This window comes from bacterium, from assembly GCA_016786595.1.
Taxonomy (GTDB): Bacteria; Bdellovibrionota_C; UBA2361; order SZUA-149; family JAEUWB01; genus JAEUWB01.
Genome location: JAEUWB010000060.1, coordinates 177,264 through 203,819, shown reverse-complemented (window position 1 = coordinate 203,819; position 26,556 = coordinate 177,264). Strand labels below are relative to the sequence as shown.

Annotated in this window: 24 protein-coding genes; 12 read left to right on the top strand and 12 right to left on the bottom strand. The window is 44.8% G+C overall.

From position 1 onward, the window contains the following. Positions 1 to 9 precede the first annotated feature (9 nt). Positions 10 to 2,523, top strand: coding sequence for a methylenetetrahydrofolate--tRNA-(uracil(54)-C(5))-methyltransferase (FADH(2)-oxidizing) TrmFO (gene trmFO, locus JNK13_11695; protein MBL7663404.1), 2,514 nt, complete (start codon positions 10 to 12; stop codon positions 2,521 to 2,523). Between the two features lie 14 nt (positions 2,524 to 2,537). Here the strand turns inward: trmFO and JNK13_11690 are convergent, their stop codons facing one another. The 6 genes from JNK13_11690 to JNK13_11665 all read right to left on the bottom strand — a co-directional run bounded on the left by JNK13_11690 (position 2,538) and on the right by JNK13_11665 (position 8,400). Then, positions 2,538 to 3,020 (bottom strand): type II secretion system protein, encoded by a 483-nt coding sequence (locus tag JNK13_11690; protein MBL7663403.1) that lies wholly within the window; start codon positions 3,018 to 3,020, stop codon positions 2,538 to 2,540. A 120-nt stretch (positions 3,021 to 3,140) separates the two neighbouring features. After that, complete coding sequence (locus JNK13_11685; protein MBL7663402.1) at positions 3,141 to 3,605, bottom strand: prepilin-type N-terminal cleavage/methylation domain-containing protein; 465 nt, start codon at positions 3,603 to 3,605, stop codon at positions 3,141 to 3,143. A gap of 96 nt (positions 3,606 to 3,701) precedes the next feature. Then, positions 3,702 to 4,940 carry a DUF4340 domain-containing protein gene (locus JNK13_11680; protein ID MBL7663401.1) on the bottom strand — a complete coding sequence of 413 codons (1,239 nt, stop codon included), beginning with the start codon at positions 4,938 to 4,940 and terminating at the stop codon, positions 3,702 to 3,704. A gap of 17 nt (positions 4,941 to 4,957) precedes the next feature. Further along, the gene (locus tag JNK13_11675) at positions 4,958 to 6,886 is read right to left on the bottom strand and encodes a Gldg family protein (protein ID MBL7663400.1); all 1,929 of its coding nucleotides are present in this window, start codon (positions 6,884 to 6,886) and stop codon (positions 4,958 to 4,960) included. A gap of 50 nt (positions 6,887 to 6,936) precedes the next feature. After that, on the bottom strand, positions 6,937 to 7,671 hold the full coding sequence (locus JNK13_11670) for an ABC transporter permease (GenBank protein MBL7663399.1): 735 nt from the start codon (positions 7,669 to 7,671) through the stop codon (positions 6,937 to 6,939). Positions 7,672 to 7,686: 15 nt separating this feature from the next. After that, complete coding sequence (locus tag JNK13_11665; protein MBL7663398.1) at positions 7,687 to 8,400, bottom strand: ATP-binding cassette domain-containing protein; 714 nt, start codon at positions 8,398 to 8,400, stop codon at positions 7,687 to 7,689. 211 nt (positions 8,401 to 8,611) lie between these two features. Here JNK13_11665 and pdxS point away from each other — a divergent pair, with 211 nt between their 5' ends. Genes pdxS through JNK13_11650 form a run of 3 tightly spaced genes read left to right on the top strand, consistent with a single transcriptional unit; the run spans position 8,612 to position 10,830 of the window. Next, positions 8,612 to 9,493 (top strand): pyridoxal 5'-phosphate synthase lyase subunit PdxS, encoded by an 882-nt coding sequence (gene pdxS / locus JNK13_11660; GenBank protein ID MBL7663397.1) that lies wholly within the window; start codon positions 8,612 to 8,614, stop codon positions 9,491 to 9,493. Between the two features lie 33 nt (positions 9,494 to 9,526). Beyond that, positions 9,527 to 10,126: a pyridoxal 5'-phosphate synthase glutaminase subunit PdxT gene (gene pdxT / locus JNK13_11655; GenBank protein MBL7663396.1), complete on the top strand. Its 600-nt coding sequence runs from the start codon at positions 9,527 to 9,529 to the stop codon at positions 10,124 to 10,126. Positions 10,127 to 10,176: 50 nt separating this feature from the next. Beyond that, positions 10,177 to 10,830 carry a methyltransferase domain-containing protein gene (locus JNK13_11650; protein ID MBL7663395.1) on the top strand — a complete coding sequence of 218 codons (654 nt, stop codon included), beginning with the start codon at positions 10,177 to 10,179 and terminating at the stop codon, positions 10,828 to 10,830. A gap of 116 nt (positions 10,831 to 10,946) precedes the next feature. Here the strand turns inward: JNK13_11650 and JNK13_11645 are convergent, their stop codons facing one another. Continuing rightward, the gene (locus JNK13_11645) at positions 10,947 to 11,579 is read right to left on the bottom strand and encodes a response regulator transcription factor (GenBank protein MBL7663394.1); all 633 of its coding nucleotides are present in this window, start codon (positions 11,577 to 11,579) and stop codon (positions 10,947 to 10,949) included. A 236-nt stretch (positions 11,580 to 11,815) separates the two neighbouring features. Beyond that, the gene (locus JNK13_11640) at positions 11,816 to 12,172 is read right to left on the bottom strand and encodes an FHA domain-containing protein (protein MBL7663393.1); all 357 of its coding nucleotides are present in this window, start codon (positions 12,170 to 12,172) and stop codon (positions 11,816 to 11,818) included. 559 nt (positions 12,173 to 12,731) lie between these two features. On the opposite strand from JNK13_11640, the gene JNK13_11635 reads away from it, so the two are divergent. The 3 genes from JNK13_11635 to JNK13_11625 all read left to right on the top strand — a co-directional run bounded on the left by JNK13_11635 (position 12,732) and on the right by JNK13_11625 (position 17,429). After that, a complete protein-coding gene (locus tag JNK13_11635; protein MBL7663392.1) occupies positions 12,732 to 14,660 on the top strand; it encodes an Rne/Rng family ribonuclease in 1,929 nt (642 codons plus the stop codon). A gap of 122 nt (positions 14,661 to 14,782) precedes the next feature. Continuing rightward, positions 14,783 to 16,306: a GAF domain-containing protein gene (locus tag JNK13_11630; GenBank protein MBL7663391.1), complete on the top strand. Its 1,524-nt coding sequence runs from the start codon at positions 14,783 to 14,785 to the stop codon at positions 16,304 to 16,306. Then, positions 16,287 to 17,429, top strand: coding sequence for a rod shape-determining protein (locus JNK13_11625; protein MBL7663390.1), 1,143 nt, complete (start codon positions 16,287 to 16,289; stop codon positions 17,427 to 17,429). Before JNK13_11630 ends, JNK13_11625 begins: the two co-directional genes overlap by 20 nt. A gap of 253 nt (positions 17,430 to 17,682) precedes the next feature. Here JNK13_11625 and JNK13_11620 read toward each other — a convergent pair whose 3' ends face one another. Continuing rightward, entirely contained in the window at positions 17,683 to 18,057 is a 375-nt protein-coding gene (locus tag JNK13_11620) for a hypothetical protein (GenBank protein ID MBL7663389.1), read from the bottom strand. Between the two features lie 763 nt (positions 18,058 to 18,820). Here JNK13_11620 and JNK13_11615 point away from each other — a divergent pair. Genes JNK13_11615 through JNK13_11595 form a run of 5 tightly spaced genes read left to right on the top strand, consistent with a single transcriptional unit; the run spans position 18,821 to position 21,570 of the window. Beyond that, positions 18,821 to 19,252 carry a 30S ribosomal protein S18 gene (locus JNK13_11615; GenBank protein MBL7663388.1) on the top strand — a complete coding sequence of 144 codons (432 nt, stop codon included), beginning with the start codon at positions 18,821 to 18,823 and terminating at the stop codon, positions 19,250 to 19,252. 6 nt (positions 19,253 to 19,258) lie between these two features. Next, a complete protein-coding gene (locus JNK13_11610) occupies positions 19,259 to 20,269 on the top strand; it encodes an isocitrate/isopropylmalate dehydrogenase family protein (GenBank protein MBL7663387.1) in 1,011 nt (336 codons plus the stop codon). A gap of 17 nt (positions 20,270 to 20,286) precedes the next feature. Then, the gene (locus tag JNK13_11605) at positions 20,287 to 20,940 is read left to right on the top strand and encodes an RNA methyltransferase (GenBank protein MBL7663386.1); all 654 of its coding nucleotides are present in this window, start codon (positions 20,287 to 20,289) and stop codon (positions 20,938 to 20,940) included. Next, on the top strand, positions 20,937 to 21,101 hold the full coding sequence (locus JNK13_11600) for a hypothetical protein (GenBank protein ID MBL7663385.1): 165 nt from the start codon (positions 20,937 to 20,939) through the stop codon (positions 21,099 to 21,101). The genes JNK13_11605 and JNK13_11600 overlap by 4 nt, the downstream gene beginning before the upstream one ends. Then, positions 21,082 to 21,570 carry a CDP-archaeol synthase gene (locus JNK13_11595; protein MBL7663384.1) on the top strand — a complete coding sequence of 163 codons (489 nt, stop codon included), beginning with the start codon at positions 21,082 to 21,084 and terminating at the stop codon, positions 21,568 to 21,570. The genes JNK13_11600 and JNK13_11595 overlap by 20 nt, the downstream gene beginning before the upstream one ends. Here the strand turns inward: JNK13_11595 and JNK13_11590 are convergent. From JNK13_11590 to JNK13_11580, 3 genes are all read right to left on the bottom strand, one after another. Continuing rightward, positions 21,554 to 22,915: a hypothetical protein gene (locus JNK13_11590; GenBank protein MBL7663383.1), complete on the bottom strand. Its 1,362-nt coding sequence runs from the start codon at positions 22,913 to 22,915 to the stop codon at positions 21,554 to 21,556. The two genes, JNK13_11595 and JNK13_11590, sit on opposite strands and share 17 nt — an antisense overlap. 100 nt (positions 22,916 to 23,015) lie before the next feature. Beyond that, a complete protein-coding gene (locus JNK13_11585; protein ID MBL7663382.1) occupies positions 23,016 to 25,223 on the bottom strand; it encodes an alkaline phosphatase family protein in 2,208 nt (735 codons plus the stop codon). After that, a complete protein-coding gene (locus JNK13_11580; protein MBL7663381.1) occupies positions 25,220 to 26,515 on the bottom strand; it encodes a replication-associated recombination protein A in 1,296 nt (431 codons plus the stop codon). The genes JNK13_11585 and JNK13_11580 overlap by 4 nt, the downstream gene beginning before the upstream one ends. Positions 26,516 to 26,556: the final 41 nt, after the last annotated feature.

Genomic DNA, 26,556 nt, shown 5'->3' with positions numbered 1-26,556 from the left:
AGAATCTACATGAAAAAACAATGTGTTACAATTATCGGCGCAGGGTTAGCGGGAAGTGAGGCAGCCTGGCAAATTGCTCAAGCTGGTCACCCAGTCAAGCTGATTGAAATGCGTCCGCTGCAGACAACAAAGGCTCATAAAACTGGCAAATGTGCTGAACTAGTTTGTTCAAATTCCTTTCGCGGGCGGGCGTTGACAAATGCAGTTGGGCTCTTAAAAGCCGAATTACGAGTCGCTGGCTCTTTGGTCATTGAAGCAGCGCTTTACGCTGAAGTCCCCGCTGGCGGGGCACTTGCGGTAGACCGAGAAATTTTTAGTGCTTATATCGATCATAAAATCCGCAGTCACCCCTTAATTGATTTTCAAACCGCTGAACAAATCACAATTCCTAGTTATACCCAAACATCACCGGTGATTATCGCCACTGGACCGCTGACAAGTAAGAAACTCTCTGAACAAATCCAAAACCTAACTGGTCAGAGTCAGCTGGCTTTTTTTGATGCGATTAGTCCAATTCTTCTAGCTGAATCAATTGATTTCGGGAAACTTTTCCGCGCTTCACGTTATGGCAAAGGAGGTGGAGATGACTACTGGAACATCCCTTTAACTCTCGAACAATATACTGAATTTGTAAGCGCCGTTGCCGCTGGCGAAAAGTTTGGAGGACATGAAGAAGTTGAAGCTGATGACGTGTCTAATCTACGTCCCTTTGAAGGCTGCATGCCGATTGAAGAAATGATCGCGCGTGGACCTGAAACTCTGCGTTTTGGCCCAATGAAACCGACCGGGTTAACAGACCCCCAGACCGGGCGCTGGCCCTACGCCGTAGTCCAATTACGGCAAGATGATCAGGCAGGCGAATTGTGGAGCATTGTTGGCTTTCAGACACGGCTGCGACATGGTGAGCAGCAGCGAATTTTCCGCAGCTTGCCCGGCCTTGAGCAGGCTGAGTTTATTCGCTTAGGAACAGTCCACCGTAATACATTTCTTAATTCACCAACGTGCCTGAGCGCAACTTTAGAAATGCGTAACCATCAAGGACTTTTCTTTGCAGGTCAAATCACTGGAGTTGAAGGCTATGTAGAATCAACAGCCGGCGGATTAGTTGCGGGAATTAATGCTGCCCGAGTAGTTGCTGGCAACGCGCCAATTACATTTCCAGTTGAGACTGCAATCGGCGCCTTAATGCAGTATATTAGCGACCCGCAGCGCAAAGACTTCCAGCCCATGAATATTTCTTTTGGACTAATGCCTAGCTATTTTACAGAAAAAAGTAGAAGCAAAGACGAGCGTAGAACCAATACATCAAAGCGGGCACTCAGTCGCTTAGCAGAGTTTCTTGATGAAAATGAACTGTCTACCCATGATTGTAATTTAAATGAATTACCTACAACTAAACCCCTTACGGTTAGGCATTCGAGCTTAAGCAATCAAAGTGGCATTGCTTTACTCTTAACAATTTTTATCATCACTTTGGCCACTGTGATTGTCGTTGATTTTGGCTATATTGCTCGTTTCGATGCGCGAGCATTGCGTAGTTACCAAGAAACGATTCAAGCCGAATACTCATTAAAGTCCGCCTTAAATCTTGCACGGGTATTAATTGAAATGCCCAAGCTTGAAGGTATTCAAGAAGATTGGCTGGGAGAGCCTTGGGCATTAATTTCAAGTGAGAAATCGCTACCAATTTCTGGCGTAGCAGGCGAGCTCCGTTTAAGTATTATCGATGAAGATGGCAAGATCGATCTGAATAGCTTACACGAAGATCAAGTTGTTCCTGCCTCGCCAAATCCTTTTGATCAAAAGCCGAAAGATGCTGATCAAGACGGCGAGGATCAAGACACTGACGAGGGAGAAGATGCTCAGCCACCTCCACAAAACACCAACGCCCTATTTTGGAAAAATGCTACTGCAGAATTATTTAAACGGTCAGGATTTATTCAGGAGCGCTACGATCCAGAATTAAAGCGCGTGCCCGGCAATGTTGGTTTCTCACCGAGCAATCAAGTAGCGGTGATCCAGGATTGGATCGACGCAAACAAAGAGTCCTATCAGAGCACGGCCTTTACTGGTAAAGGCATCGAGTCTGAGCAGCAAAATCTATTTTTCAATCGCCCCCTCAAAACAATTAGCGATCTTTTGCTCGTTCCCGGCATGACCAAGGAGCGCATTTCCCGTGTTGCGCAAAATGTTAAGGTTTCAACTTCAAGTGGGGTTGGCTCACGTCGAGTGAATATTAATACTGCTCCGCTAGAAGTGCTGATTGCACTTGGATTTCCTGAAACAGAAGTAGTTGACCTAGTGCAGAAGCGCTTGAGTTTACCAATTAACGATGGCTTATTAAGCTTATTACTACAGGGGGACTCTCAGTTACGTCAGCACATTAAAACAACCAGTAATGAGTTTAGCGTGATTGTACGGGCAGTCATGCCCAACTGCACCCGGTGGCTAAGGGCAATCGTGACCACAGGAAATCCTGGCACGCAGCGTCAAACAGTTGTTCGGTCAATTGAAATTTATTAGCAGCGATCGCGAGACTAAAGCGTTCCGCAAACCCGCATCGAGACTGTGGGGTTCATGCGTGTGATATTTCTCGGCACAGCTGATGCTAACCCCCAATAAGTCTTCCCAATTGAGTAGCAACCGTATGACCCAGGTGTTGTAGCAAAATTTCCCGCTCCTTTAACATGTGAGGCGCGAGCAATGTAACGAGTATTAACCAGGTCAGCAGAAGGTGCAATAAAGGTTCGGTCGATATTAAAGACTACATCTGTATTACGTCTAAAGCCATTTGCTTCTAGCTCGGCAATTGAGCCTGAGTAACGTGCAGCATCATTAAAATAAGCTTCTTGTGCGGTAACGAGGTTACGCAAATTAGAAATTGCCATCGCATTTCTTGCTTCGATCCGATAGCCTTCCATTGTGGGCAAGGCAACCGCAGCTAAAATTCCGATACATGTAATCGAAACCATCAGCTCCATTAATGTGAAACCAGCAACATTTAGAATTCTTTGTCTCATGCAAATATTATCGGCAGTAGCAAATCCCGTCTAAATGCGTACGAACTTGGAAAGATCACTAAGAGAAACTCGTAAAATTACGGATGAGAAGGGGTAGCTAAGATCGGAGGGTAAGCTTCCCTAGTCGGGAGTAGTGCAATCTGCGGCCGGTGGAGCAACAATCTCTAGATATCCAGAGACACTTGAGAATTTATAACAGGCGTACGTACCACTTAAGGTGCTAAAGTGATAATCGCCCAAGGCGACTCCGCGTTCATGTCCGGCGTAAGCTTCAAAAACCTGACCGGCAATACCTCCACCAGGATTCATGTTTGTACTGACCCGCACTTCAGGATTACGTTTATACCCAAGTGTTTCTAAGGTTGTTACATCATCAGCAAAAGCTTCATGATCCGCATAGTATAATTCTTGAGTTGAAAGTAAGTTTCTTAAATTAGAAACAGCTGTAGCATTATGAGAGCGTAATCGATAAACCGCAAGTTCAGGTAAAACAATCGAAGCTAAAACTCCAAGAGTAGAAATAATGATTAATAACTCCAGCAAGCTGAAGCCATTATTTCCCCGAATTGAGTTTAAAATTTTCATTAGTTCAAACACTATACCCTAGATTAGCTATCGTCTAGCATTAATAAAAACCTAAATATTTTGCCTAGAAATTATCTGAAATAATGTCCAGACTGTCTACTTCTGTCTTTTATTAGCTGAATTGGTCTTTTCCCTTGCATTCGCCTTACGTGGCTGAGCTTGCGGGGTAGTCGAGATTTCAAACAAATCAGCCTGAGCGTAGCGGAATTTTTCAACACCAAACTTCGGAATTTGGTAAACCCACTTAAAAAATTGCGCATTTAATTTAGCACTCTCCTCTGCAGTTGTATATTTTGGCTCTGGTAAGAGATTAGTATCACCGCTTGAACTCGAAGAACTCGAACTAGCAGAGACTTGTGCCTGGGCTTGCTGTGATTGATCGAGTTTAACTTGATGCCGTTCTTTCGTCGCAGTAATAGCTTCTTCTGAAAATCCAACTTCGATCTTAGCGAAAAATTTAGAGTCATACTCAGCGGTTTTAACGATGTAAATTGTTCCATCGGTAAGTGTGTATTTAGTTGAACGATCAAAGATCAGTGACTGCGCGCTGGGATCTCCTGCCGGAATAACATCTTCAAAGCGGAAGGCTTCTAATCCAGAACGCAATTGGATCAGGATATTTTCTTTAACTTTACGATCAGCAACTGGTGGGACTGTTAGTTTAAACATTCCAGGCTTGCCAGGTTCAACCTGAAAATCACGCTTAACGACAAACTGCACATCCGCTCCAGATTTCTGCTCGATTGTTTCTACTTTATTGGCAATGATATCGGTCAAGGTTGTATCAAGCCAATGATTCGGCTTAGCAACGGCAGTTACAGGCTCTGGAATCACGTACACATCATCTGAATTAACAGCACGAACATACTGTCCAAGAATCACCCCGAGCGAAAACTCTCCTTCTCCAGATCCTTTATTCCGAGCATTGCCGATGTATAGTCCAGACAAAACTTTACCTGCAGGGTCGTAGAGCGTGACCTTACTCTTCCCAGCTTTAACATCTTCATCTGTCACTCCAAGATTGAGATGATTTTTTTTATTTCGCGTGACGAGTTGATCGGTATTGACTTCAGCCAGTCTGACCAATAAGGCACGAATTTTCGAACTATCTGCAGGATAGTCACCACGACTCGTCACCACCCAATTCTTATCTTTGACGCTTAATTCAAGCTTATTCTCACCTTGATCGATCTGAATTCTCGAAACTTTATTCGGCTCTAGCGCGGACAAAATTGCCCCTGCAATGTCTTGTTTCTCAGTTGGTGCGAAAATAAAATATAAAACCACCAAGGCGACTAATGTTCCTGCAAGCTTGATCAATGTTTTTTTATTCATAGCGATATTGTCCTTGCTTAATTAGAGCGCTGCTTAGTTCTAAGTTTGGCAATTAATTTTCCGACTGCCACGACTAATAGCACCAAGGGCACAAGAAAAGTATTAATCAAAAACAAGACAGTGCCTAAGCGTTCTTTATCTTCACGTAAATTTTTACGCACTTCACGTAAGCGCTCTTGGGCCTGACGGCGTTGCTCCTTAAATTGTTTGATTTCGTCAAGTACCGCATCTGAAAAAACTTGCTGAGCAGCTGGTTTCTCGCCGTGTTCATTCTGCTCAAGCGTACGTAGACGTTCATTCGCTGCATTTAAATCTGCCTGCAAACTCTGCTCTTCCATTTGCCAGCGTCGCTGAGCGTTAATTTCAATCTGCTGCACACGCTCGAATGGTCGGCTAAATTTTCCACGTGAGCGAATTGTAATTAAGTCGGTAGATCCGGTGAGTTGATCGATTGCATTAAATAACAAAACTAAATTGTGATTGAGTAGCGATACAAGCGAGCGACCAAATACATTTTGTGTAATCAGCGAATAGCGGTCAGAAATAAAATCAACGTCAGCAATCACTACAACCGTTCCAGGCTTTTTACTTTCCTTTAACGCTGGGGCTTGCTTGCTGGAAGATTGGTTTTGCTCCGCTCCCTCAGGTTTAGCTGGATCTCCAGCCGGGAAGTTAGTCTTAAAATTACCTGTGAGGCGCACACCAATATTTAATTTCTCATTTCCTGCAGCATAACTACGCAGTAGTGAATCAGGGTCCCCTCCCCCAAGCTTTACACTCCGCGTATCAACTAGCATCGCCTGGTCGGTTGTCCCGATCAACGGTTCTGCAGTAATGCCCTCGACTGCTGTGAGTTTAAGTGCCCCAGCCCAAGGGAAAAGCAAACTATCAATTGAAGTTGTTGCTGGATCGTTTGCACTCAATAAATCTTTAGGAATATTTAGCCAAGCAACAAAATCTTTAACTCCACCTTGTCCCGTTGAAACACGGGTTGCAAGATTCACATCAGCTACAAATTTATCTTCAACCAATTCTACTCCCCAGTTTTTTAGCAATTGGTTTAGCTGCGAACTACCTTGAGTTGACTGTTGGTCGGGCTGGGCTGCCTGTTCAGGGTCAGCTTGATCGGCTTCGCAATAGGGATCTTCTAGCACAAGTAGTTTGCCGCCATTTAACAGATACTGATCGATGGCAAATAACGTTTGATTTGATAAATTTCTCGGATGGATCAACACCACTACATCAAAACCGCTTTCGATCACGCCAGAAGTTGTATCTAGAAACTTAACTTCAGCTAAACTCTTTAATTGCGAAATAAATGTCCATTGCTGCGGGGCTTGAGGCTGACCTGGAATTTGCGAAGCTGCGCTTTGAATTTTTAGAGGGCTTAAAATTCCAACTACAGGCTTAGATGCACGTGAGAGTTCGTAAACTAACTTACTGATATCATATTCTAGTAACTCTTGGCGGCCTAAATTAAACAGTGGAATTGTGCTTTCCTTGCCAATGCCATTTGCCCCACTAAGACCAAAATAAATCGCATCACCTGCAGGCATTGAAATTGGGGTCAAACCATACTTCTCTGCCCAACTCTCCTCATCTGTATCGGGTCGGGGATCATAAATTTCAAGCTTAAGATTACCCTGCGAGAGTCGTTGATATTCACGCAGTAGTTCAAGCACGCGCGAAGCATAAAGTTGCAGCGAGGGGTAACGTGCGCCATCTGTTTTACTATAATAAAAGCGCAGAGTGATAGGATCTTGCAGCTCAGCAAGAATCTTCTTACTACCGGCAGAAAGGCTGTAAAGATTTTGATCGGTCAGATCGAGATACCACGAGTGCAGCACCTGTCGACTCAATCCATTGGCAACAATAAAAATTGCAATTGCCAGGATAATTCCGGAAATTGATAGTAAAGTCCGTTTTGATGAACTACCGCTAGACATACGCTACTCTTTTATTCCTCCTCGATATACCTTGTGAAATCGCCTCGAATTTATTCTGCCTTGCCCCGATCTAAAGCCACTACTCCAATATATAATGCAGTCAGCATTAAGCTTAGAAAGTAAACCAAATCGCGTAAATCAAGCACGCCGCGTTGAATTGCTTCAAAATGAAAAGGGAAACTTAAGTTAGTAATTAATTCGACAAATTTTGCCGGGAAAAATCCGAGTAGTGTGTTCACTACGGGCTCAAATCCAAAGAGAATAAATAATAAACAAATCACTGTAGAGACAACGAAAGCAATGACTTGATTATTTGTCGTTGCAGAAACTGCCATACCAATTGACAAAAATGACCCGGCCATGAGGAAGCTTCCAAGATATGCGGCGAAAATTACCCCCAGGTCGGGATTGCCTAGGTAACAAACTGTCAAGACGATTGGAAATGTTAAGCTCAAGGCCAATCCAATAAACAACCAGGCGGCAAGAAATTTGCCTGCCATTGCTTCGAATAACGAAAGCGGAAGTGTTAAAAGTAACTCAATTGTCCCAGTCTTTTTTTCCTCAGCCCAAAGCCGCATCGAAATTGCTGGAATGATAAATAGATACAGCCAGGGATGCCAGACGAAAAACGGCCTGAGGTCGGCTTGTCCTTGCTCATAAAACATACCTAGCTTGAATGTGAAAAATCCTGTCAGCATTAAAAAAATACAAATAAAAATTAATGCCAAGGGACTAGCAAAATAAGATCTAAATTCTCGGTTAAATATTGCAATTACCTGTTTCATATTTATTTCCAAAAATTAAGCTGTAATCTGCCTAAAAACATCATCGAGTCGTCCGCTTACAGCTTGCTGCTTGAGTAGATTAGGCATGGCATCGGCGACAACCTTACCACGCGCAATAATCACTACACGATTACAGACTTCATCGACTTCCTCAAGAATATGGGTTGAAAGAATAATACATTTTTGCTCACGCATACTGCGGATTAATTGGCGCACTTCATATTTCTGATTGGGATCAAGACCATCTGTTGGTTCATCCAGAATCAGAATTGCTGGGTCATGAATCAAAGCCTGCGCAAGACCAACACGGCGCTTGTAACCTTTAGAAAGTGATTCGATGCGCTGCTGAAATACATTCCCTAAGCTCGTCATTTCAACGACTCGATCAACAGCTTGCCGTGGATGATTCAAATCGCGCACGCTTGCAATAAAAGATAAAAACTCCCCAACTTCCATCTCACCATAGAGTGGCGCATTTTCTGGCAAGTAACCCAAGATTCGACGCACATCACGAGACTGTGTTTGGATATTATAGCCACCGAGATTTGCCGTGCCAAAACTCGGTTCCAAAAAGCATGAAAGCATTTTCATTGTTGTCGATTTGCCTGCACCGTTTGGTCCAAGAAATCCGAGGACCTCACCTGTCTGCACAGTAAAAGAGACCCCATCAACTGCTTTGATCGATCCAAAGTGGCGACCCAAGTCTAATGTTTCAACGGCTGCAGTCATAATCCGAAAATCCTTTAAGCTTATGCAAAAGATATTTGCCAAAAAACTAGGCACGATAGAAGAAAAAAATTAACCAAATTAAACCGCTTAAAATGGCTGACAAAAGGCATTTTTGACAAAAAGTCTTAGAAAAAATAGATAACACCATCGGCGTTGATGCGCCATATATATAGTCTGGTTTATTAGTCTGGATATTTAGGTGTAGTTAAGCATGGAAAAGCAAGCTTTTCGTTTAAAAGTGGGTTTAGCAGAAATGCTCAAAGGCGGAGTGATCATGGATGTGATCAATGCCGAGCAAGCCTTAATCGCCGAAGAGTCAGGAGCCTGCGCAGTCATGGCTTTAGAGCGCGTTCCTGCTGATATCAGGAAAGCAGGGGGCGTGGCCCGCATGGCCATGATTGATGTAATTGAAGGCATCATGAACGCTGTCAGCATTCCAGTCATGGCGAAAGTCCGCATTGGACATTTTGTTGAAGCTCAGATTCTACAAGAACTTGGAGTCGACTTTATCGACGAAAGCGAAGTCTTAACTCCTGCTGACGAAAAATATCATGTGAATAAATTTGATTTTTCAGTTCCATTCGTTTGCGGAGCACGCAATCTCGGCGAAGCTTTGCGCCGCATTAGTGAAGGGGCTGCAATGATTCGCACTAAAGGTGAAGCAGGCACTGGCAACGTGATTGAAGCCGTGCGACATATGCGCACGATTACCTCAGACATTAAGCGACTCACGCTGCTCGGCGAAGAAGAGCTAGTGGTTGCAGCCAAAGACCTTGGCGCTTCATATGAGGTTGTAAAATTAGTTGCACAATCAGGGAAACTGCCCGTCCCAAATTTTGCTGCTGGAGGCATCGCAACGCCTGCTGATGCTGCGCTCATGTGCCAGCTCGGCGCTGAGGCAGTATTTGTCGGCTCGGGAATCTTTAAGTCTGAAGACCCCGCAGCACGCGCGCGCGCAATTGTGCGTGCCACAACGCACTACAATGATCCTAAAGTACTGCTTGAAGTTTCTAAGGGATTACGCGGCGCAATGAACGGAATTGAAATTGCAAGTTTAAGCCCGCAAGAGCGCTTACAAGAACGCGGCTGGTAATCGACACAGATGTCGCAAACGACAACCACTCAAATTACGGTTGGAGTGCTCTCCCTACAAGGAGATTTTGCTGCACATGCGTCCAAATTATCTGAGTTAGGTTGCAACGTGATTGAGGTGCGCTCTAGTGCCGACCTTGAGCAAATTCGTGGGATTGTTATCCCTGGTGGCGAATCGACGACGATGCTCAAATTGTTAGACCGCAACCTTGCCACACAATTACTAAAAATGATCCGCGGTGGATTTCCCGTGCTTGCTACCTGCGCCGGGGTAATTTTACTTGCCAAGCATGTGCGTCGTCCAGAACAAGAATCACTCGATGCGCTTGACATTGACGTTGAACGCAATGCTTACGGGCGTCAGTTGCAATCCTCGATTGCTAGTCAGCTGGAAATTACAGCTGAAGGTAAAAAAACTTTCACAGCTTCGCAGCACTCAATTGAAGGAGTCTTTATTCGCGCTCCGCGCATTACTCGAACAGGGCAAGACACTCAAACCCTCTTAACTTCTAAGGGTGACCCGGTCTTAGTCAGAAAACATAATATTCTCGCAGCAACATTTCATCCTGAACTCTCGCCAGGGTTCTCTCCAGTGCATCAACTCTTCCTTAATTTTATCAGTAATAATCACTAGCCACACATAAGATCTAGTTATGACCTACCTGCTGTGTTACTTTGAGGCCTATGTCAATTAAGGCGTATGCAACATTTGTTTCGGAATTGACTCGTCGCTATTCAGAAATTGGCAGTATCTGTCCAAGCTCAAAAGCACTAGCCCGAGCGATGGTTTCCCCACTAGACGATCAAGATACTCGTAGAAAAATTCTGGAAGTCGGTCCGGGGACGGGCCCCCTAACTCGCGAAGTCTTGAAAGTGCTAACAGCGCATGATCAGTTTATGGTTTGCGAAATCAACTCAAGGCTATTACAAACCCTCAGACATCAGTTATCCAGTAATCCATATTACTTGCGAAATGCTGAGAGGATTTCTTTTTTTGATGGACCAGTCCAAGAGCTGGGACGGCAAACTACTGAGAAATATGATTTCATTCTCTGCAGCCTACCATTTTCATCTTTCACGCCAGAACTGACGGATGAAATCCTCAAGTTACTGCAAGGCATGCTTTCCCCCAACGGTTGTTTGACTTTCTTTGAGTATGTTGGAATCCGTAAAATCTTTGGCACTTTTGCCCCGCGAAAATTAAGAGAGCGGATGCGCGGCGTGGACCAAATTATGCAAGCCTGGAAGGAAGATGCTGCCTCAAGCGGAACTCTTAAAACCGAAATTCATTGGCTCAATTTACCGCCAGCAAAGCGTATTGAGTATTCCACGCTCTAAAGAATTGTCTCAGGTATTCAATCGTTCAACTTCGGCTTGAACCTGAACTTTTGCTTAACCTTATTCTTTCAGTTCATCGCAAAGTTCAAGTGCACGCTTAAGGGCATAAGATGGAATTAAGCTCGGGGCTCAATCACGCCAAATTTAATCGCCAACTGCACTAATTCAGCATTGCTCTTTACAGCAAGCTTTTTCATGATATTAGCTCGATGCGTATCAACTGTGCGAGCTGAGATATGAAGTTTATTGGCGATTTCGCGATTGGGCTGACCTTCGCAAAGTAATTTCATCACTTCACGTTCGCGCTGCGAAAGCAAGCCAACTTGAGATTCTGCATTTGACTCAGGGCGCATCATCGCTCCACAAACTTTTGGACTTAAATATGAGTCGCCATTGACAACCGAGCGTAGTGCAAATTCTAGTTCTCCAGCATCAACACTTTTCGGTAAATAACCTTTAGCGCCAGCCTTAATTGCTTCGCGCACCGATTGGTCATCTTCACGGGCAGAGAGCACTAGCACTGTGGGGCTATTCACAACTCGACGTAAACGCGCAATTGTTTCAATTCCGCCAAGATTGGGCATGGAGAGATCGAGAATCACGACATCAGGGCTTTCTCTCTCAACTAATGGCATGAGCTCAAGTCCATCTTTAGCTTCGCCAACAACTTCAAAGCCATTCATCCCACCGAGTAACGCTTTTAGCGCTTGGCGCATTACTGCGTGATCATCTGCTACGACTATTTTCATGACACTTATCCTCGTTCTTCCTAAACCTTTTACGAAAACCTTGAATTGAATTACGCAATTTCACTCTGCTGCATTTTTGGCTTTCATATGACTAAATCGACAGGAAATAGAATAAACTCGAGTGTTTTTTACGAGTTTCTCTTACTAGACCTCTAGCGAGTTCTATAGTGACTCATAACTATTTGAATTTATTGGATTTTATCAAATTTTTGGAGAGAAATATTATGTTGCGTAACCTAAGATGCTACCGCCAGTAAGCGTAAAAACGTTTTACCAATTACAATTTCATCCCCGTCTTTCAACTCGACTTTAACGCCCGGTTTTAATCTTTCACCACGGTTAATGAAGGTACCGTTCAAACTGCCAACATCTTCGATAATAATTTTTCCCTCCGGTTCAATCGAGATTATCGCATGGCGGCGAGATACTTTTGCCTCTGGGTCATGCACCTCAAGATCAACTTCAGGAAACGCTCCTTTATCGGGATCCCAGCGGCCAATTAGATTTACCCCTTCAATTAGAGCAAATTCAGCGCCCTTCTTAGGGCCACGCTCAACATTTAATATCGCGCTACGCATGAGTTGTTTGGTCATATACCTCAGTCTGACAATACTAAGCCTCTAGGATTACAAGATTATTAATCGTTAACTACTTTTTTGATGCGCTTTATCCAAACTTTCTGCTCAGGAAGTTTGGCTCTAAGCATCATAATAATATATACTAAGCCTCTGCGCGAGCTACTTTATACACAATATTGGTGGCTTCGTTAGAGGAGCTGCAAGATTAGCTGCAGCATTAGAAAAATTTTTAAGCGATGCCCCTCAGAGCTTAGGGGTGCATTGGAACGATTTAATTATTAACTTAGTTATTTATTTGCAGATTTTTAAGTTTATCGCCCGCAAAAAGCTAGTGGGTAAGACAAACTGGATTAAGGATTTTTACTTTTAGACGATTCAAGTCAATTACATGAAGTTAGGCATTACAGATCTAGACAACAATAATTTTGTTTTTTTATCGCTTGCTATTTTCCTGCAGGCGCAAGTGCCCTCAGCAGAAATTTAATTCTGCGTCTAAGATCTCTGCTCGCTCGAACAGTAGAACTCTCTTAACCAATCTTTGTCTTAGCCATGTCTGGGCAGAAGAGAGGTTACTATGTCACGTAAAATGTTGATTAATGCTGCACATTCTGAGGAATGTCGCGTTGCAATTGTTGAAGATGGTGTGCTCGTTGAACTTGAGGTTGAACGTGCAGATTCAGGCCAGATGCGCGGCAACATCTATAAAGCCCCGATCATGCGCATTGAGCCAAGCTTACAGGCAGCTTTTCTAGATATCGGTGCCGAGCGTAATGGTTTTTTACAAATCAATGACGTCAATCCGAGTTATTTCAAAGACGGGGTTCCCAGTAACGGCAATGGCCATCGCCAGCGCGTATCGATGCAAGATGCCTTAACCGCCAGCCAAGAACTCGTTGTCCAAGTGGTCAAGGACGGCCGTGACGCTAAAGGCGCAACACTGACCACCAACCTCTCGCTGCCAGGTCGCTATTTGGTTTTAATGATAGGTAACCAACGCGGCGGCGTTTCGCGCAAAATTTCCAGTGAAAGCCAGCGCTCTAAACTGCGTCAAGCAATGGAACTCTTGAAAGTCCCGGCTGGGATGGGTGTAATTGTGCGCACTGCAGGGATTAACCGCAGCGTTCAAGAACTTGAACGCGACCTACAAAACCTACTTGATGCTTGGTATACAATTGTCGAAAAGAGCCTTGATGGTCCAGGACCGAGGATTTTATTCCGCGAAAGCACTTTAGCGCTGCGCACAATTCGCGACTACTTAACTCAAGATGTTGAGGAGATTGTCATCGACGAAACGCATGTCTATCAAGAAGTGCGTGAGTTTTTCGACCGTAACTTACCACAATCAAACGTCAAGATCATTCATTACCAAGAACTACAACCGCTTTTTTCTAAATATGAAATTGATTCCCAAGTTGATACAACTTTAAAATCCGAAGTGCATCTACCCTCTGGCGGCTCAATTGTAATCAATCAAACTGAAGCGATCGTTGCAATCGACGTCAACTCAGGCCGAGCTACCGGGCAAGCTGACGTTGAAGAAACAGCATTTCGCACCAACTGCGAAGCTGCAGAAATGGTTGCGCGGCAATTGCGCTTGCGCGATCTGGGTGGCCTAATCGTGATCGACTTTATCGATATGTGGGATAAACGCCACAAAAATACTGTTGAGAAAATACTCAAACAATCCTTACGTAGCGATAAAGCTAAGGTAGAAATGGGTAGAATTTCCCAGTTCGGACTGCTCGAGATGTCGCGCCAACGCTTAAAAACATCTCTGACAATTCAAAGTCACGTTAAGTGCCCGCAATGTCAAGGCGCTGGCCGACTTAAAACCCATGAATCATCCGCGCTTGAAGTGCTCAGGAAGATTCAAAGTGCCGTATTCTTAGGTGGCGTGCACCAGGTGCGCGTGCGCATGAATCCATCTGCAGCGCTTTTCTTACTCAACAATAAGCGACAAATACTCTCTGATTTTGAGCGTGCAACCGATACAACAATACTTGTGATTGCTGATGGCCGCCTTAGTCCTGATGACTATGAAATGGAATTGGGTGGAATCAACCGCGAAGCTGCTCAACCTTCTGAAACTACCCCACAACAACAGGCCCAGCGTTCACCGCGAGGCGGATATTCACCGGATCGTTCTCGCGGAGATCGCCGTGGTGATTCCAGGAACCGCAATAGCGACCGCCGCCGTGGTGGCGGCGGACAAGGTAGCGGGAATAATCGCCGTGGCGGTCGTGACCGTACAAGACGTGGTGGTGGACAAAGGCGTCCTTACAATAATCAATATGCCGGTAGGAGCGAAAATCAACCTGGGTCAGACTCGTACAATCGCGAGGAAGTCACAGATGAATCAAAACGCGATTACCCGCTTACTCACGGCCATGCCGCAGAAAACGTGGCCGAGCGTATTCCGGAGCGTCCGACTGCCAGCGAAAATAATGAAAGTAGTGAAAGTAACTACGAAGCCTTTCTTCGCGCCAAAGCAACAGAAGAGTAAAGGATCTGTCGCGAAACTAAATCTCTCGAGATTTATAGTCTTGTGATTTCTTGTCCTAGATGCTAGTTTAACTGAGTTGTAGTTCAGACTTAACTTATTGTTAGCATTAGCAAAAACACTCGATGGAACAAATCAATAAATCCGAAGACGTATTTTACCTTTCCACAGATCATTTGGTTGAATCCCCTGTTTCAACCGGGCTAGGGTCTGACCTCTCAAATCTTGCGCGTTTAATTGCCAACGCTACAGAAGCATACACAGCGGCGATTTTTCTCAAGCATCCAGAACGAAATTCGCTAGTAGTTGGCGGGTTTCATTCGCTCAGCCGTGAATTTATTACAGATGCAGAAATAAAGTATGGTTCGGGCTTAATCGGCTGGACTGCAGCAAACTCCGTGCGTGTGCAGGTCTCTCCATTTGAACACGATGCACGCACCTTACTTTGTTACCGCGAGGATCAATCACTGAAGAGTTTTTTAGCTCTGCCCATACTCGACAACGACAAAAATGTTCTGGGCGTGATTACCTGCGACAGTAAAAAGACTTACGCTTTCCCTAAAATTGTAGAAAAATTATTAGCCGACTGCTCCGAACAAGTTCGCGCACTGATTCGTTTGAACTTACAAGTTAAAACTCAGATTGAAGATATTCCTAACGAGACACTACCAAGTTTCATCGAGGAAATCCGAAATTTCGAAGACGAGCGCATGCTCTTATCCCATGCGATTAATGTGCCTGCGGAAATTGTTGATCCCGCAGCAATTGTTGCCATGGTGACTGCGGCCGATGGCGTTGGTGATGGAATTTTCTATTCGACTTCTTCGACTGATAATTTACAGCATCGCTTGCTTGACCTAGTTTGCAAGCATAAAAAAATTATTTGCTCCGATCGCACCGTCCAAACTCTTCCCAATGACGATACTTCGCAGCGCTCATTTCTTTCGATCCCCTTCCATGTGCTCGGCAAGGAAGCAGGCTCGCTCAATGTTCTCGGTAACCCGCAGCAAGTTTTCAACGCTCCAAGCGTGACCGCGCTAGAACGCATCACTGCTGAACTGGGAAAACAAATTGAGCTGATTCGCTTGCGCGAACGAGCGCAGCTACTGAAAAGCGAGGCTGGGCTTTTATCCTGGCGGCTCTTTGCGACTGAAGCAGATCAGCTATTAAAGCAAACCCAGCCCCGCACGCTAATTCGTATCTGCTTTAATAATTTTCTTGATCTCGAACGCGCTTTTGGTATCGATACTTCGAGTTTAGTTTTTGACAAAGTTTTACGACTCACAGAGCAGTTGCGTCGACAAAGCTCATTAATCACCGGCCTCTACGGTAGCCAGATCTTAGTGCTTGCAGAAACAGCTCATGTAAATCATTTCCTTAGCCGCCTACGCGTAACCCTCAAAACCGTGCGCCTCGACGACCCGACTAATCTCGCAAAATCGAGCGATATTCAGCGCATCGGCGAAATGTTACTAGAGGGGATTTCGATTATTAAGGTTGAAACTAGCCCCGAAATTAAAGCATCCATTCGGGGCTTAATCAAAGAAACGCTTTTAACAATTCAAGCTAAGTCGCTCGAAAATTCAACGCAAAAATATTCAGAAGTCAGCAGTATTGGAGATAAGTCAAATGATTTCAGTTGGAACTGAAGGCGTCCTCCCCGAATTTGAAATTGATATTAATTCTGGGATCGTCCAGCATGATCTTGTACGCGAAAGAAACTTACCTGAACCTCCCCCACAACAATCTTGGAAGGGATTTCTCTCCGGTTTTTTTGCTCAAGACATGGCGATGGACCTGGGGACTGCCAACACCTTAATCTATATCCGCGGACAAGGTGTTGTGCTGGATGAACCGAGTGTTGTCGCAGTACGCGAAGATGATGGCCGCGTCGTTGCTGTCGGCAAAAAAGCCAAAGAAATGTATGGCAAAACTTCTCGCAACGTCCGCTGCGTACGCCCACTTAAAGACGGTGTTATCGCCGACTTTGAAATGACCCATTTAATGATTAAAAGTTTTTTGACAGCAGTCTCTAAGCGTTGGCAGCTCAGACGTCCACGCCTAATTGTGAGTGTTCCAACTGGCATCACCATGGTTGAGAAAAGAGCTGTTGTCGACGCAGCAATTTCTAGCGGAGCCAGGCATGTGCATCTTGTCGAGGAGCCCATGGCTGCGGCGATTGGTTGCGGACTACCGATCAACCAGCCTGGTGCGAGTATGGTTATTGACATTGGCGGCGGCACGACTGAAGTCGCGGTCATTAGCCTCGGCGCCACAGCTTATTCAGAAAGCGTTAGAGTTGCTGGCGATGAAATGGATGAGGCAATTGAGACATTCATCCGTAAAGCATTTAATATGCATGTTGGAATTTTCGAGGCTGAGCGTGTGAAACTCGCAATTGGATCAGCCATGCCGATGACTCATCCGCGCGAAATCAAAATTTTTGGGCGCGACTTAGCGACAGGCTGTCCGCGGGAGCTTATTATTGATGACTCAACTGTACGTAAAGCCTTACAAGAACCCCTCAGCGCCATTATCGACGCAGTGGTGCGGGGGTTAGAACGAACTAGTCCTGAATTTTGTGAAGATATACTTAAACGCGGGGTTTATATTGCAGGTGGCGGAGCCCTACTTGCCGGACTTCCTGAGCGCCTTAGCCTTGAGACGGGATTGAAATTTTTCCGAGCTGCAAATCCACTGACTGCAATTGTGCGTGGAGCTGGTGCTGTGCTTGAGAATTTCAAAGAGTATCGAGAAGTCTGTATTAGTTAGACCTAGTTTCCAACTTAGGCTTGCTTGCCCACCGTAGCTTCGGCGTAGGTGGAAACTTATACTTCCCCTTTCCCTTATTGCCCCGTCCTGAATAGAGTCTTGCAAAATATAAGGGGAAGGGGAAGTTCAAGCCTAAGCCGGAAGAAAACAAGTAGTATGAGATAAGCAATAATAAAAAATAGAGGGAACAAGTAACTGATTGAAAGCTGGGGTGAGGAGGAAGGATGAAACCTACGCTCCTCACCAAAAACCGTCACTGCTTCATCGCCCGTTGGTCCCCTCCTTTCTTCTCCTTAAGCGCGCGTGCCAATTCATGGAACACGGCCTGGGAAAGAAATGCGGTTGCGCTGACGACGAGCAGTGTCAGACAAAGCGAAAGTCTCGCAGAGTCATACTTCGGCTCGATACTGCTAACGAAGAGCAGCAAGTCGGCGGGCCAGAAGCCATTACGCACCGTTTGCACGGCCGAGTAAATCGGAACTGCACAGGACGCAATGATTCCCAGCATGACGATGAAATCCCGACCTTTGTTGGATACCGGGGCAAGGCGATCGACTAAGACTGCCATCCCAAGACCAACAATGGAGGTAAAAATCAGAGCGTCAGCTCTAGTAAGCCACCAAGTCATCACCGATCCCATGAAGAGAATCAGTGACGACATCCACGCAATCGTCGCGAAGAACTCTCTCAAGTTCCAGCAGGCGGCGCGGAGGACAGGTCGGGTCGCGAACCAAAGGTTCACGAAATAGGTGTTAATCGCCACACCGGCGGTGGTCATTCCAGACCACTTACTAGGGTTAGTTGTCATTCCATTGACTCCTCGGGCAGTTGCCCGTTTGAAAAGATAAGATCTTCTCAAACGAGCAACTCCCTCAAACAGGATCAAAAAATGAACTAGATTAAAACCTTTAATTCAGTCACTTGTTCACCGGCTGAATTAATGAAATTCAGCAGGTGAACATAGTATTTCTTCTACTCCTAATTAAATTATCACTAGTCTAGTGCTACCAATTGTTATGCAAATTTGTCCAGAAAACGTACTGTTTTTTAATACTTAGCTTATAAGTGGATCGCCATAGATCAGATAACCCTCTAGGATTACTTACAATTTAGATCTAGAATAATTTACCGCCATTTCTGGACTTCTACCTTCAATCTTGTCTATATTGCACCCCTCGTCACCGAGCAGATTTTGCCGTGATTAGACTTAAATTTTTAATTATTTACAGACAGATAGATTAGCTATGCCAAAATTATTCGTTGCCAATTTCCCTTTCAGTGTTAACGACGAAAGACTTAAAGAAGTTTTTTCCCAAGCAGGAGAAGTAGTTACTGCAAAAGTCATGATGGATCATGACTCCGGAAAATCCCGTGGTTTTGGTTTTGTCGAAATGGCATCTGACCAAGATGCTTCAAATGCAATTTCTCAGCTGAACGGCTTTAATCTTGATGGCCGCAACATTAAAGTTACTGAAGACCGCAACGCTGGTGGCCGACCTCAAGGTGGACGTTCTTTTGCTCCACGCGAGGACCGTCGCTTCAACAATAATGGCCCACGTCGTGATTTTCAAAATGGCTCTCAATTCCGCCAACAAGCTGCGCAAAATGACACGCGCCGCCGTAAAAAGGTCGACCCATTCGAGGAAGACGAAACATTATTTGTCGATTACAAAGACGCGCGTTATTTGAAGCGTTTCATGAGTGAACGCGGAAAAATTCTTCCACGCCGCTTAACTGGACTAACTTCACACAACCAACGTGCTGTTTCTCGTGCGATTAAACGTGCTCAGCATATTGCGCTACTTCCGTACTCAGGATCATAAAAATAATTGAGCGAAGCTAAGACCGTAGTATTAATCAGGGGCGACGGCATCGGGCCTGAAATTACCGATGCTGTGCTCAAGGTTTTAGACTGCCTTAAGCTTAATCTTAGATTTATTGAGGCCGAAATCGGACTTAAAGCCGTTGAACGCTTTAATGATCCACTCCCTGAGGACACCCTCAATCTATTACGCGAATATAAAGTCGGCTTAAAGGGGCCGACAACGACGGCAATCGGCACGGGATTTAAAAGTGTCAACGTCGGCTTACGTAAAGCCCTTGACCTCTACGCCAATGTCCGCCCAGCCGTGAGCATGACTGGAGTAAAGAGTCGTTACGAGAATGTTAACCTCGTTACAATTCGAGAAAATACGGAAGGGCTTTATTCCGGCATTGAGCATGAAGTTGTTCCCGGCGTTGTCGAGAGCCTTAAAATTGTCACACGTAAGGCCAGCACGCGGATTGCAGAATTTGCCTTTAACTATGCCCGCGAGCAAGGGCATAAGAAAATCACCTTCGTCCATAAAGCCAACATCATGAAACTTTCTGATGGCTTATCACTGGAATGCTATCGTGAGGTCGCAAAAAATTTCCCGGAAATTCCAGTCGAGGAAAAAATCGTCGACGCAATGGCAATGGAACTGGTTTTACATCCAGAGAAATTTGATTTGCTATTGATGGAGAATCTTTATGGCGACATCTTGTCCGATCTCTGTGCCGGATTAGTTGGTGGATTAGGTCTAGCCCCAAGTGGAAATATTGGCGTGAATGGCGCGGTCTTTGAAGCCGTGCATGGGTCTGCTCCCGATCTTGCCGGTAAGGGCAGCGCTAATCCAACAGCATTACTGCTCTCGGCTGCGATGATGCTGGATTATTTGGGACTCCACCGCGAGGCGCAACAAATTGATGCGGCAATTAAGAAAACTATTGCTCAAGGTAAATTTGTTACAGCTGATCTTGGTGGCAAATCATCAACACTCGAATATACAAGTGCTGTGATTGATCATCTCGGCGTTTAAGCTTAATTTCACAAAGCATGTTAGCACGTCACCCCTTAGAGGATTTTATTGTCCCTGAAAGAAGCGCAAAGTTGCGCGAGGTCCTAGCGCAGCGTACTAAACAGTTAACACTTGTCGTCGATCAAATTTTTCACCCGCATAATATTTCTGCAGTAATTCGTAGTGCCGATGCCTTTGGAATTGCCGACTTACACGTGATTGGTAATAATTTTAGTTCTAATCAAGGCATTGCTTTAGGATCAGAGCGTTGGATAACCTTCCACCGGTATAATTCTGGTCAAGAAGCTGCCCAAGCATTAAGCGCGGCAGGGTATGCACTTGTCGTACTTGAGCCTGAGTATCTTTCTCGACAAAAATCCCATTTAAAGACTTTCGCCGTCAGCGACTTACCATTTAACGAGAAGCTTGCGATTGTTCTGGGCAGTGAAAAACAAGGCGTTAGTCCTGAGCTTAAAGCACAGGCAAGTTTTGCCGCACATATCCCGATGTATGGATTTGTAGAAAGTTTTAATGTTTCCGTAGCTTGTGCGATTACGCTGTTTTGCTCAACCTTAAAAGGGCGCAAACTTGAAACCCTCAGCGACACAGAACAAGCTCAGCTACTAGACTACTGGCTTAGACGCGATATCGATGGTAGTGATCTAATTCTCAAACGTCTCGGGATCAAATGAAACAGTCAACTGAAAGTTGGGCAATTTTTGGCCGTTGGTCGGCAGCTGCTTTAGGTATGCTACTTTGTGCAACTAGCCTCAGTGGCTACCTATCAATCCCTTTAAGTTTGATAGTTGCTAGCTTTGGAATTACTTCTCTTTATGCTGCAATTCGTAGCTGATAGTCTTTGGTTTTATGCTCCGGCATATCTGGCCAACCTAGCACCATATCTTTGGTCACGTTTTTTCGGGTTCGACATGCGTCTCGATCGTGGCCTAACAGTTTTTGGACAGGATTTAATAGGTCCGAGTAGAAGTCTTGGCGGTGTATATTGCGTAATCTCGGTCAGTTTAGTTTTTGGTCTGCTGACTGATACTCTCCTTGCTTCATTACATATGGGACTTGGCGCCTTGTCTGGGTCGATTTTCAATAGCATTCTCAAACGGCGCTTAAAAATCCAATCAGGGGGTCGCTTTCAAATCTTTGATGAGACTGATTTTTTAATTGGCGGTGCCCTTGGTTATCTTTCTTATTCCGCTTTACCGTGGAAGGAAGCAAGTGCTGGAATATTACTTGGCGCAGCGATTCATCGCACAGTAAACATTTTTGTCCGCCCACTTTATGAGCGGATGATTAATCATCAGAACTAAAGCCAGTTTCTGGCACAATCACAAAAAAGTTCAAGCCACTACTACGCAAGCGATTAATGATGACTTCAGCCGCTGTGCCAGAAACACAGCCACGAACCTGGGCATGATAACGATAGCTACAACCTTGGCCAGCTTCGCATTTGGTTAAATTAAATTTAGTAAAAATACTTTGCCTTTCGAGCATAGAAGTTTGAGTAATTAAGCCTGTTGCTACAGGAGACACAGCGCTGTAGATACTGCCTTTCATAGTGAAATCATTTTTCGCATCGCAGTTCACACCATCAACAGCAATAAAGCGATAGCCGACGGGCAAGTTCCGCTCCGCGTAGTAGTCCCACAACTTTTTGCTACGCTCCACCGTGAAGCGATATATCTTTAATGAGCCATCGCGATAGATCACTTCGCCAGGGAAAGCCTCATTAAAGTAAGCAGTAAAATAAATATTATCTCCACGGCGCACCTCCTGTTCAAGGTGTTTCAGTTCGTGCCAGAAAAATAAATTACTATTTATTTTTGCTCCTCCACTGAGAAGTAGTGCTATTAATAAATAGCGCACTAGGTTCAGCTTATTTGCCTTACCCCACTCAATCCAAAGATAAAATGCTAAAACAATTAGATGTAGCATTTGGCTATGCTTAAGTAAGGCCCAAAATGGATTACGAAATGCCGATTCAGGAATAAGAATTAGCACAACTGTCACAACGATAACCGCAACGACCCAATGATATGCAATGATAAATTTCTTAACCTGTGGGTAAGCAATCGCTAGGATAATTGGGACCAAGCCAATCACTTCAGATGATAGCGGTCCGCCATCAAAAATTGACTTGAGTAAAATAAAAAGGATTATCGCCTGCAGACATAATTCAGCTGTATGCGTCTTCTTTCGTAAATATTTCAAGGCATAGACGATAAATACAGTCGCTAGTGCTAGAGCAAGAAACTCGACCCACAGAGGGAAAAACTTGTAATATGGCCAGCCAATATCTGCACGGAGATATTGTTCAAGTCCTAAGCTGGCAACAATCAACGCAATTGTAGATTTAAGCACATGTGTGTGCTGGTACATGTTACTTGAGACAAAACTATCTGCTGCCGCTACCACATAGTCAAACAAGCCGATGCCCAGCTTTAAGGAAAACCAAAGATGGGCCAGCAGATTTAGTGCGCCGGCAAAGCAATAAACGAGTAACAATCGCCGAAAGTCACTGCGAGTTTCTGGCGTTTGCGCTGCTGTAAATGCAGCGCAAAGAAAAACAAAGCTCAGCCAAATCCACAAAAATCTGGGCTTCCAAAAACTTAGACCACCAGCTGGGAATTGTGTCAGAATCTTGGAATAGATCACGAAATTGTAGCTGCTAAAGCTTAACAATAAAGCAACCGTACTGATGCTAAACAAAATAAGATATTTATTTTTTCGATCCAGGTGCAGCATGACTCAATTGTTAATAGTATGGTTGCAATGGAGCTCCAGCGCCATAGCTAAAGTAGCGTTGCTTAGCACTGGGAGAATGCTTTGCTTGCTGCAGAAGCTCCTGAATGTACTCATTAATTTGCCGTTGCTCGGTTGTGAGTATTGCCGCAAAGTATTCAAGGTCTTGAACACTAATTTCGTCGCGTAGCTTAAGATCGGGTTCTTTTAGGAAAGTTCTAAAAAGATTAACACGCTGCTCTCGGGTCAGTTTAGTAAACAGTTTGGGGTGTTTTGTCGCAGTATAATGCGAAATTAATTCTTCCAGCTTGACTCGAATCGGGTAGCGGCTATGAAAGTCGTCATGAAAGTAATCGCAGTCAGCGCTGCTGGTGCTTAGGTTCTGACCAACAGGAATAACAATTTGTCCTCCACCGCTAAAATAAGGAGCTAAAACTGTAAGTGAAAGAATATTCCACCCACTTGCCTCCCCATAACGCTCAAGACCAAATTGATAGGCTTTAAATGTTTCGGCCAAACTAATTCCAATTGTATCTAAAACTAAATCTTGCTGCGCATTACTAAGTTCATAAAATGACTTAGCATCGAATCCAACAATCGAGCTTGTAAGTAGAAATTTCGAAACTGCGGCAGGATCTGTCGCTTTTGTGAGCATGCAATGTTCGGGGTAAGTTTTATCCCAAAGTTTAAGATCCGACCCCAACGTATACTGTCGTAAATTATTTAGATCATAGCTCAAGAATAACATTTCTCGTGGCTGCTGTGCATTCGATAAGGTCGAGAACTTCAGCCTGATCCCTTGCTGAGCGTCGAATAGTGCAAACCTCACAAGCGCTCGATTTTGGTGATCTCCGACATGAATTTCTTGCTGTTTACCATCAGCATAAATGACAGTAGTTGAGGGTCGATTGAAATACAAAATCGCATCTTTAAATTGGTTAGTCTCAATCTTGCTAACGTTCATCGCATGCGTTGTAGCTTGATCCGCTAAGGCAAAATAAAAGCTCTTAGTAATTGGACTCTTTAGCACTAGCGGCCGCTGCATCAACTCGCGAGCTAGTGGCTGCAATTGCTTGAGAAAAAACTGATAGATCGTCTCTCCTTGAGAAAAAACTAGAGTATCAAATCCACGCACCGCTCGCTCAATGATCGCGCGTAAATCTTTAGATTGAATGGACCTTGAAGCTAAGTGATGGTCGACCAATTTGGAATCAAACATTGCAATTCCTCGACTATCCGGGTGCGCTAAAGGCTGAGTTTTAAGTGCCCGGCCATGCAAGCCATGATCGCTGATCACCACCCAATGATCCACTTTTTCAGTAGTATCAAGAATTTGACCCAAACTCTGATCAAGCAACCTTAAGGCTTTAGTGAATTTTTCAGTAAGAATTGGGTTTTGCTTGTAGCGCACCGCTTTGCCCCAAAGATGTCCGATTCTATCGAGCATGGGGTGGTAAGAAAAAATCAAATCATATTCTTGCTGTGCCAGAGCACGGATTGTAAGCTTTTCCCAGTTTTTCAAATCATTGCTAAAACGTTCGAGTAAGCGATCTTCCGCAGCACCATCTCCTCCAGCAATCGCGCTAGGTCCAAACGCACCGGCATGATATTGCGGGATAGCAAAATCATATAATTGGAGTGCTGCAACTAAGTTATTTAATTCGTCTCGGTTATGCCTAGTATCAGGATAAACGAATAACTTGAGCTGATTGCGGGGATCCGTTTCCGGCATGCCAGGCTTAGCTGGATACGGATTAACAATTAAAAGCTTTCCCTTGGCATCTTGCTCAATAAGTTTTTTTTCAATGGCTGAACTTGGAGCAAGATGCGTACCTCCTAGAAGCACTACTTTTTTGCCTGATTTTACCAAATCAATCCAGAACGGTTCAACTTTGAGTTGATCGAACCGCAGCGCAAGCTCGTCTTTCAAGTTCTCTACTCCTGTCTTTTCGAGATCAACGCCGGTAAGGATCGATGCAAACGAAGTTGCAGTTTTTGGAGGTTCTGGCGGGGTTAACGGCAAAGCTAGCCCACCGTGCTGAATAAATTGCGCCTTGAATTGACTTAATTTAGGCATTTCAGCCTGCCATTCCGGCTCACTCAAAACCCACCACGGAAAACCATCTAACGCGAGGACTACTGTTTTTCCTTGGAGAGGATTTGCTGCAGCTAAATTCGGCAGTAGGCAAGCAAGATAAAGAAGATACCGTAGAAATTTCACTTTGGAATCAACGCTCGAATCCGCTCTAAACGCTCTTTAATTTGTCCTTCAACCCCGCGAGTACTCGGCTGATAGACAACTATCCCGGCTAATTTTTCTGGCAAATAGCGTTCGGGCACAAAAGCTTCTGGAAAATCGTGTGGATACTGATAGCCCTTACTGTAACCGAGTTCTTTCATGAGTTCTGTTGGCGCATTTCGAAGATGTAGCGGAATTTCAAGGCCAGGATTTTCTTTGACAATTTCCTGCATACGCTTCAGGGCCAAATAAGATGCGTTTGATTTAGGACATGAAGCCAAATAGGTGACTGCTTGCGCAAGTGGGATTTCACCTTCAGGTAAACCAATGCGCTCAACTGCACGGTCAACATTGATAGCAATTTCTAATGCCCGCGGGTCACAGGCTGCATCTTCTGCAGCAAAGATCATCATTCGTCGGGTTAAAAATAGCGGGTCTTCACCACCTTCAAGCGCTCGTAACATATAATATAAGGCGGCATCTGGATCCGAACCACGCAGTGATTTAATAAATGCTGAAATCGTATCGTAGTGTTCATCCCCTGCTTGATCGAAGCGCACCGGTTGCTCACTGCCAAATCCATTCACAATCTCTGCTTTCGTGATCTCCCGCCCCGCACTAACACTTGCCCACTCTAGTGCCGTTAATGCGCGTCTGGCATCCCCTGCACTGATTTGTAAAATGAAATTTAGCGCTTCCTCGGTAATTGATTTTTCTAGAAGATTAACTGCTCGTTCTAAAAGTTTTCTTATTGCTGCGGGTTCGAGTTGCTTAATTTGAATCACGCGTAGTCGACTGAGTAGTGCCCCACGCAGACGAAAGCTCACGTTCTCTGTCGTCATCCCAACAATCGTAATTAATCCAGATTCGACGTGAGGCAAAAAGGCGTCTTGCTGTGCGCGATTAAAGCGATGAATCTCATCAACCAGAACTACAGTCGGCTTAGCAAATGCCTTTTGCTGATCGCGCGCACGGTCAATCACTGCGCGCAATTCCGTAACACCATCTAAAACTCCTGAAAGCTGTTCAATCTGTGCATTGATCGTTTGTGCAATCACTCGCGCGATTGTGGTTTTACCCGACCCAGGTGGCCCCCATAAGATCACCGAGGGAATTACCGCCCCCGGTGTACGCAGTAGTTTACCGAGAGAACTGTCTGGGCCAATAATTTCATCCTGCCCAACGATTTCAGCTAGCGTTCCTGGCCGCATTCTTTCGGCAAAAGGTGCCTTGCTCGTCGATTTATCTAGATTGAAGAGGCTTGTTGCAGGCATGTCAGACAAAATAGTATGTTTTTCGCGTTAACCACCTTAAC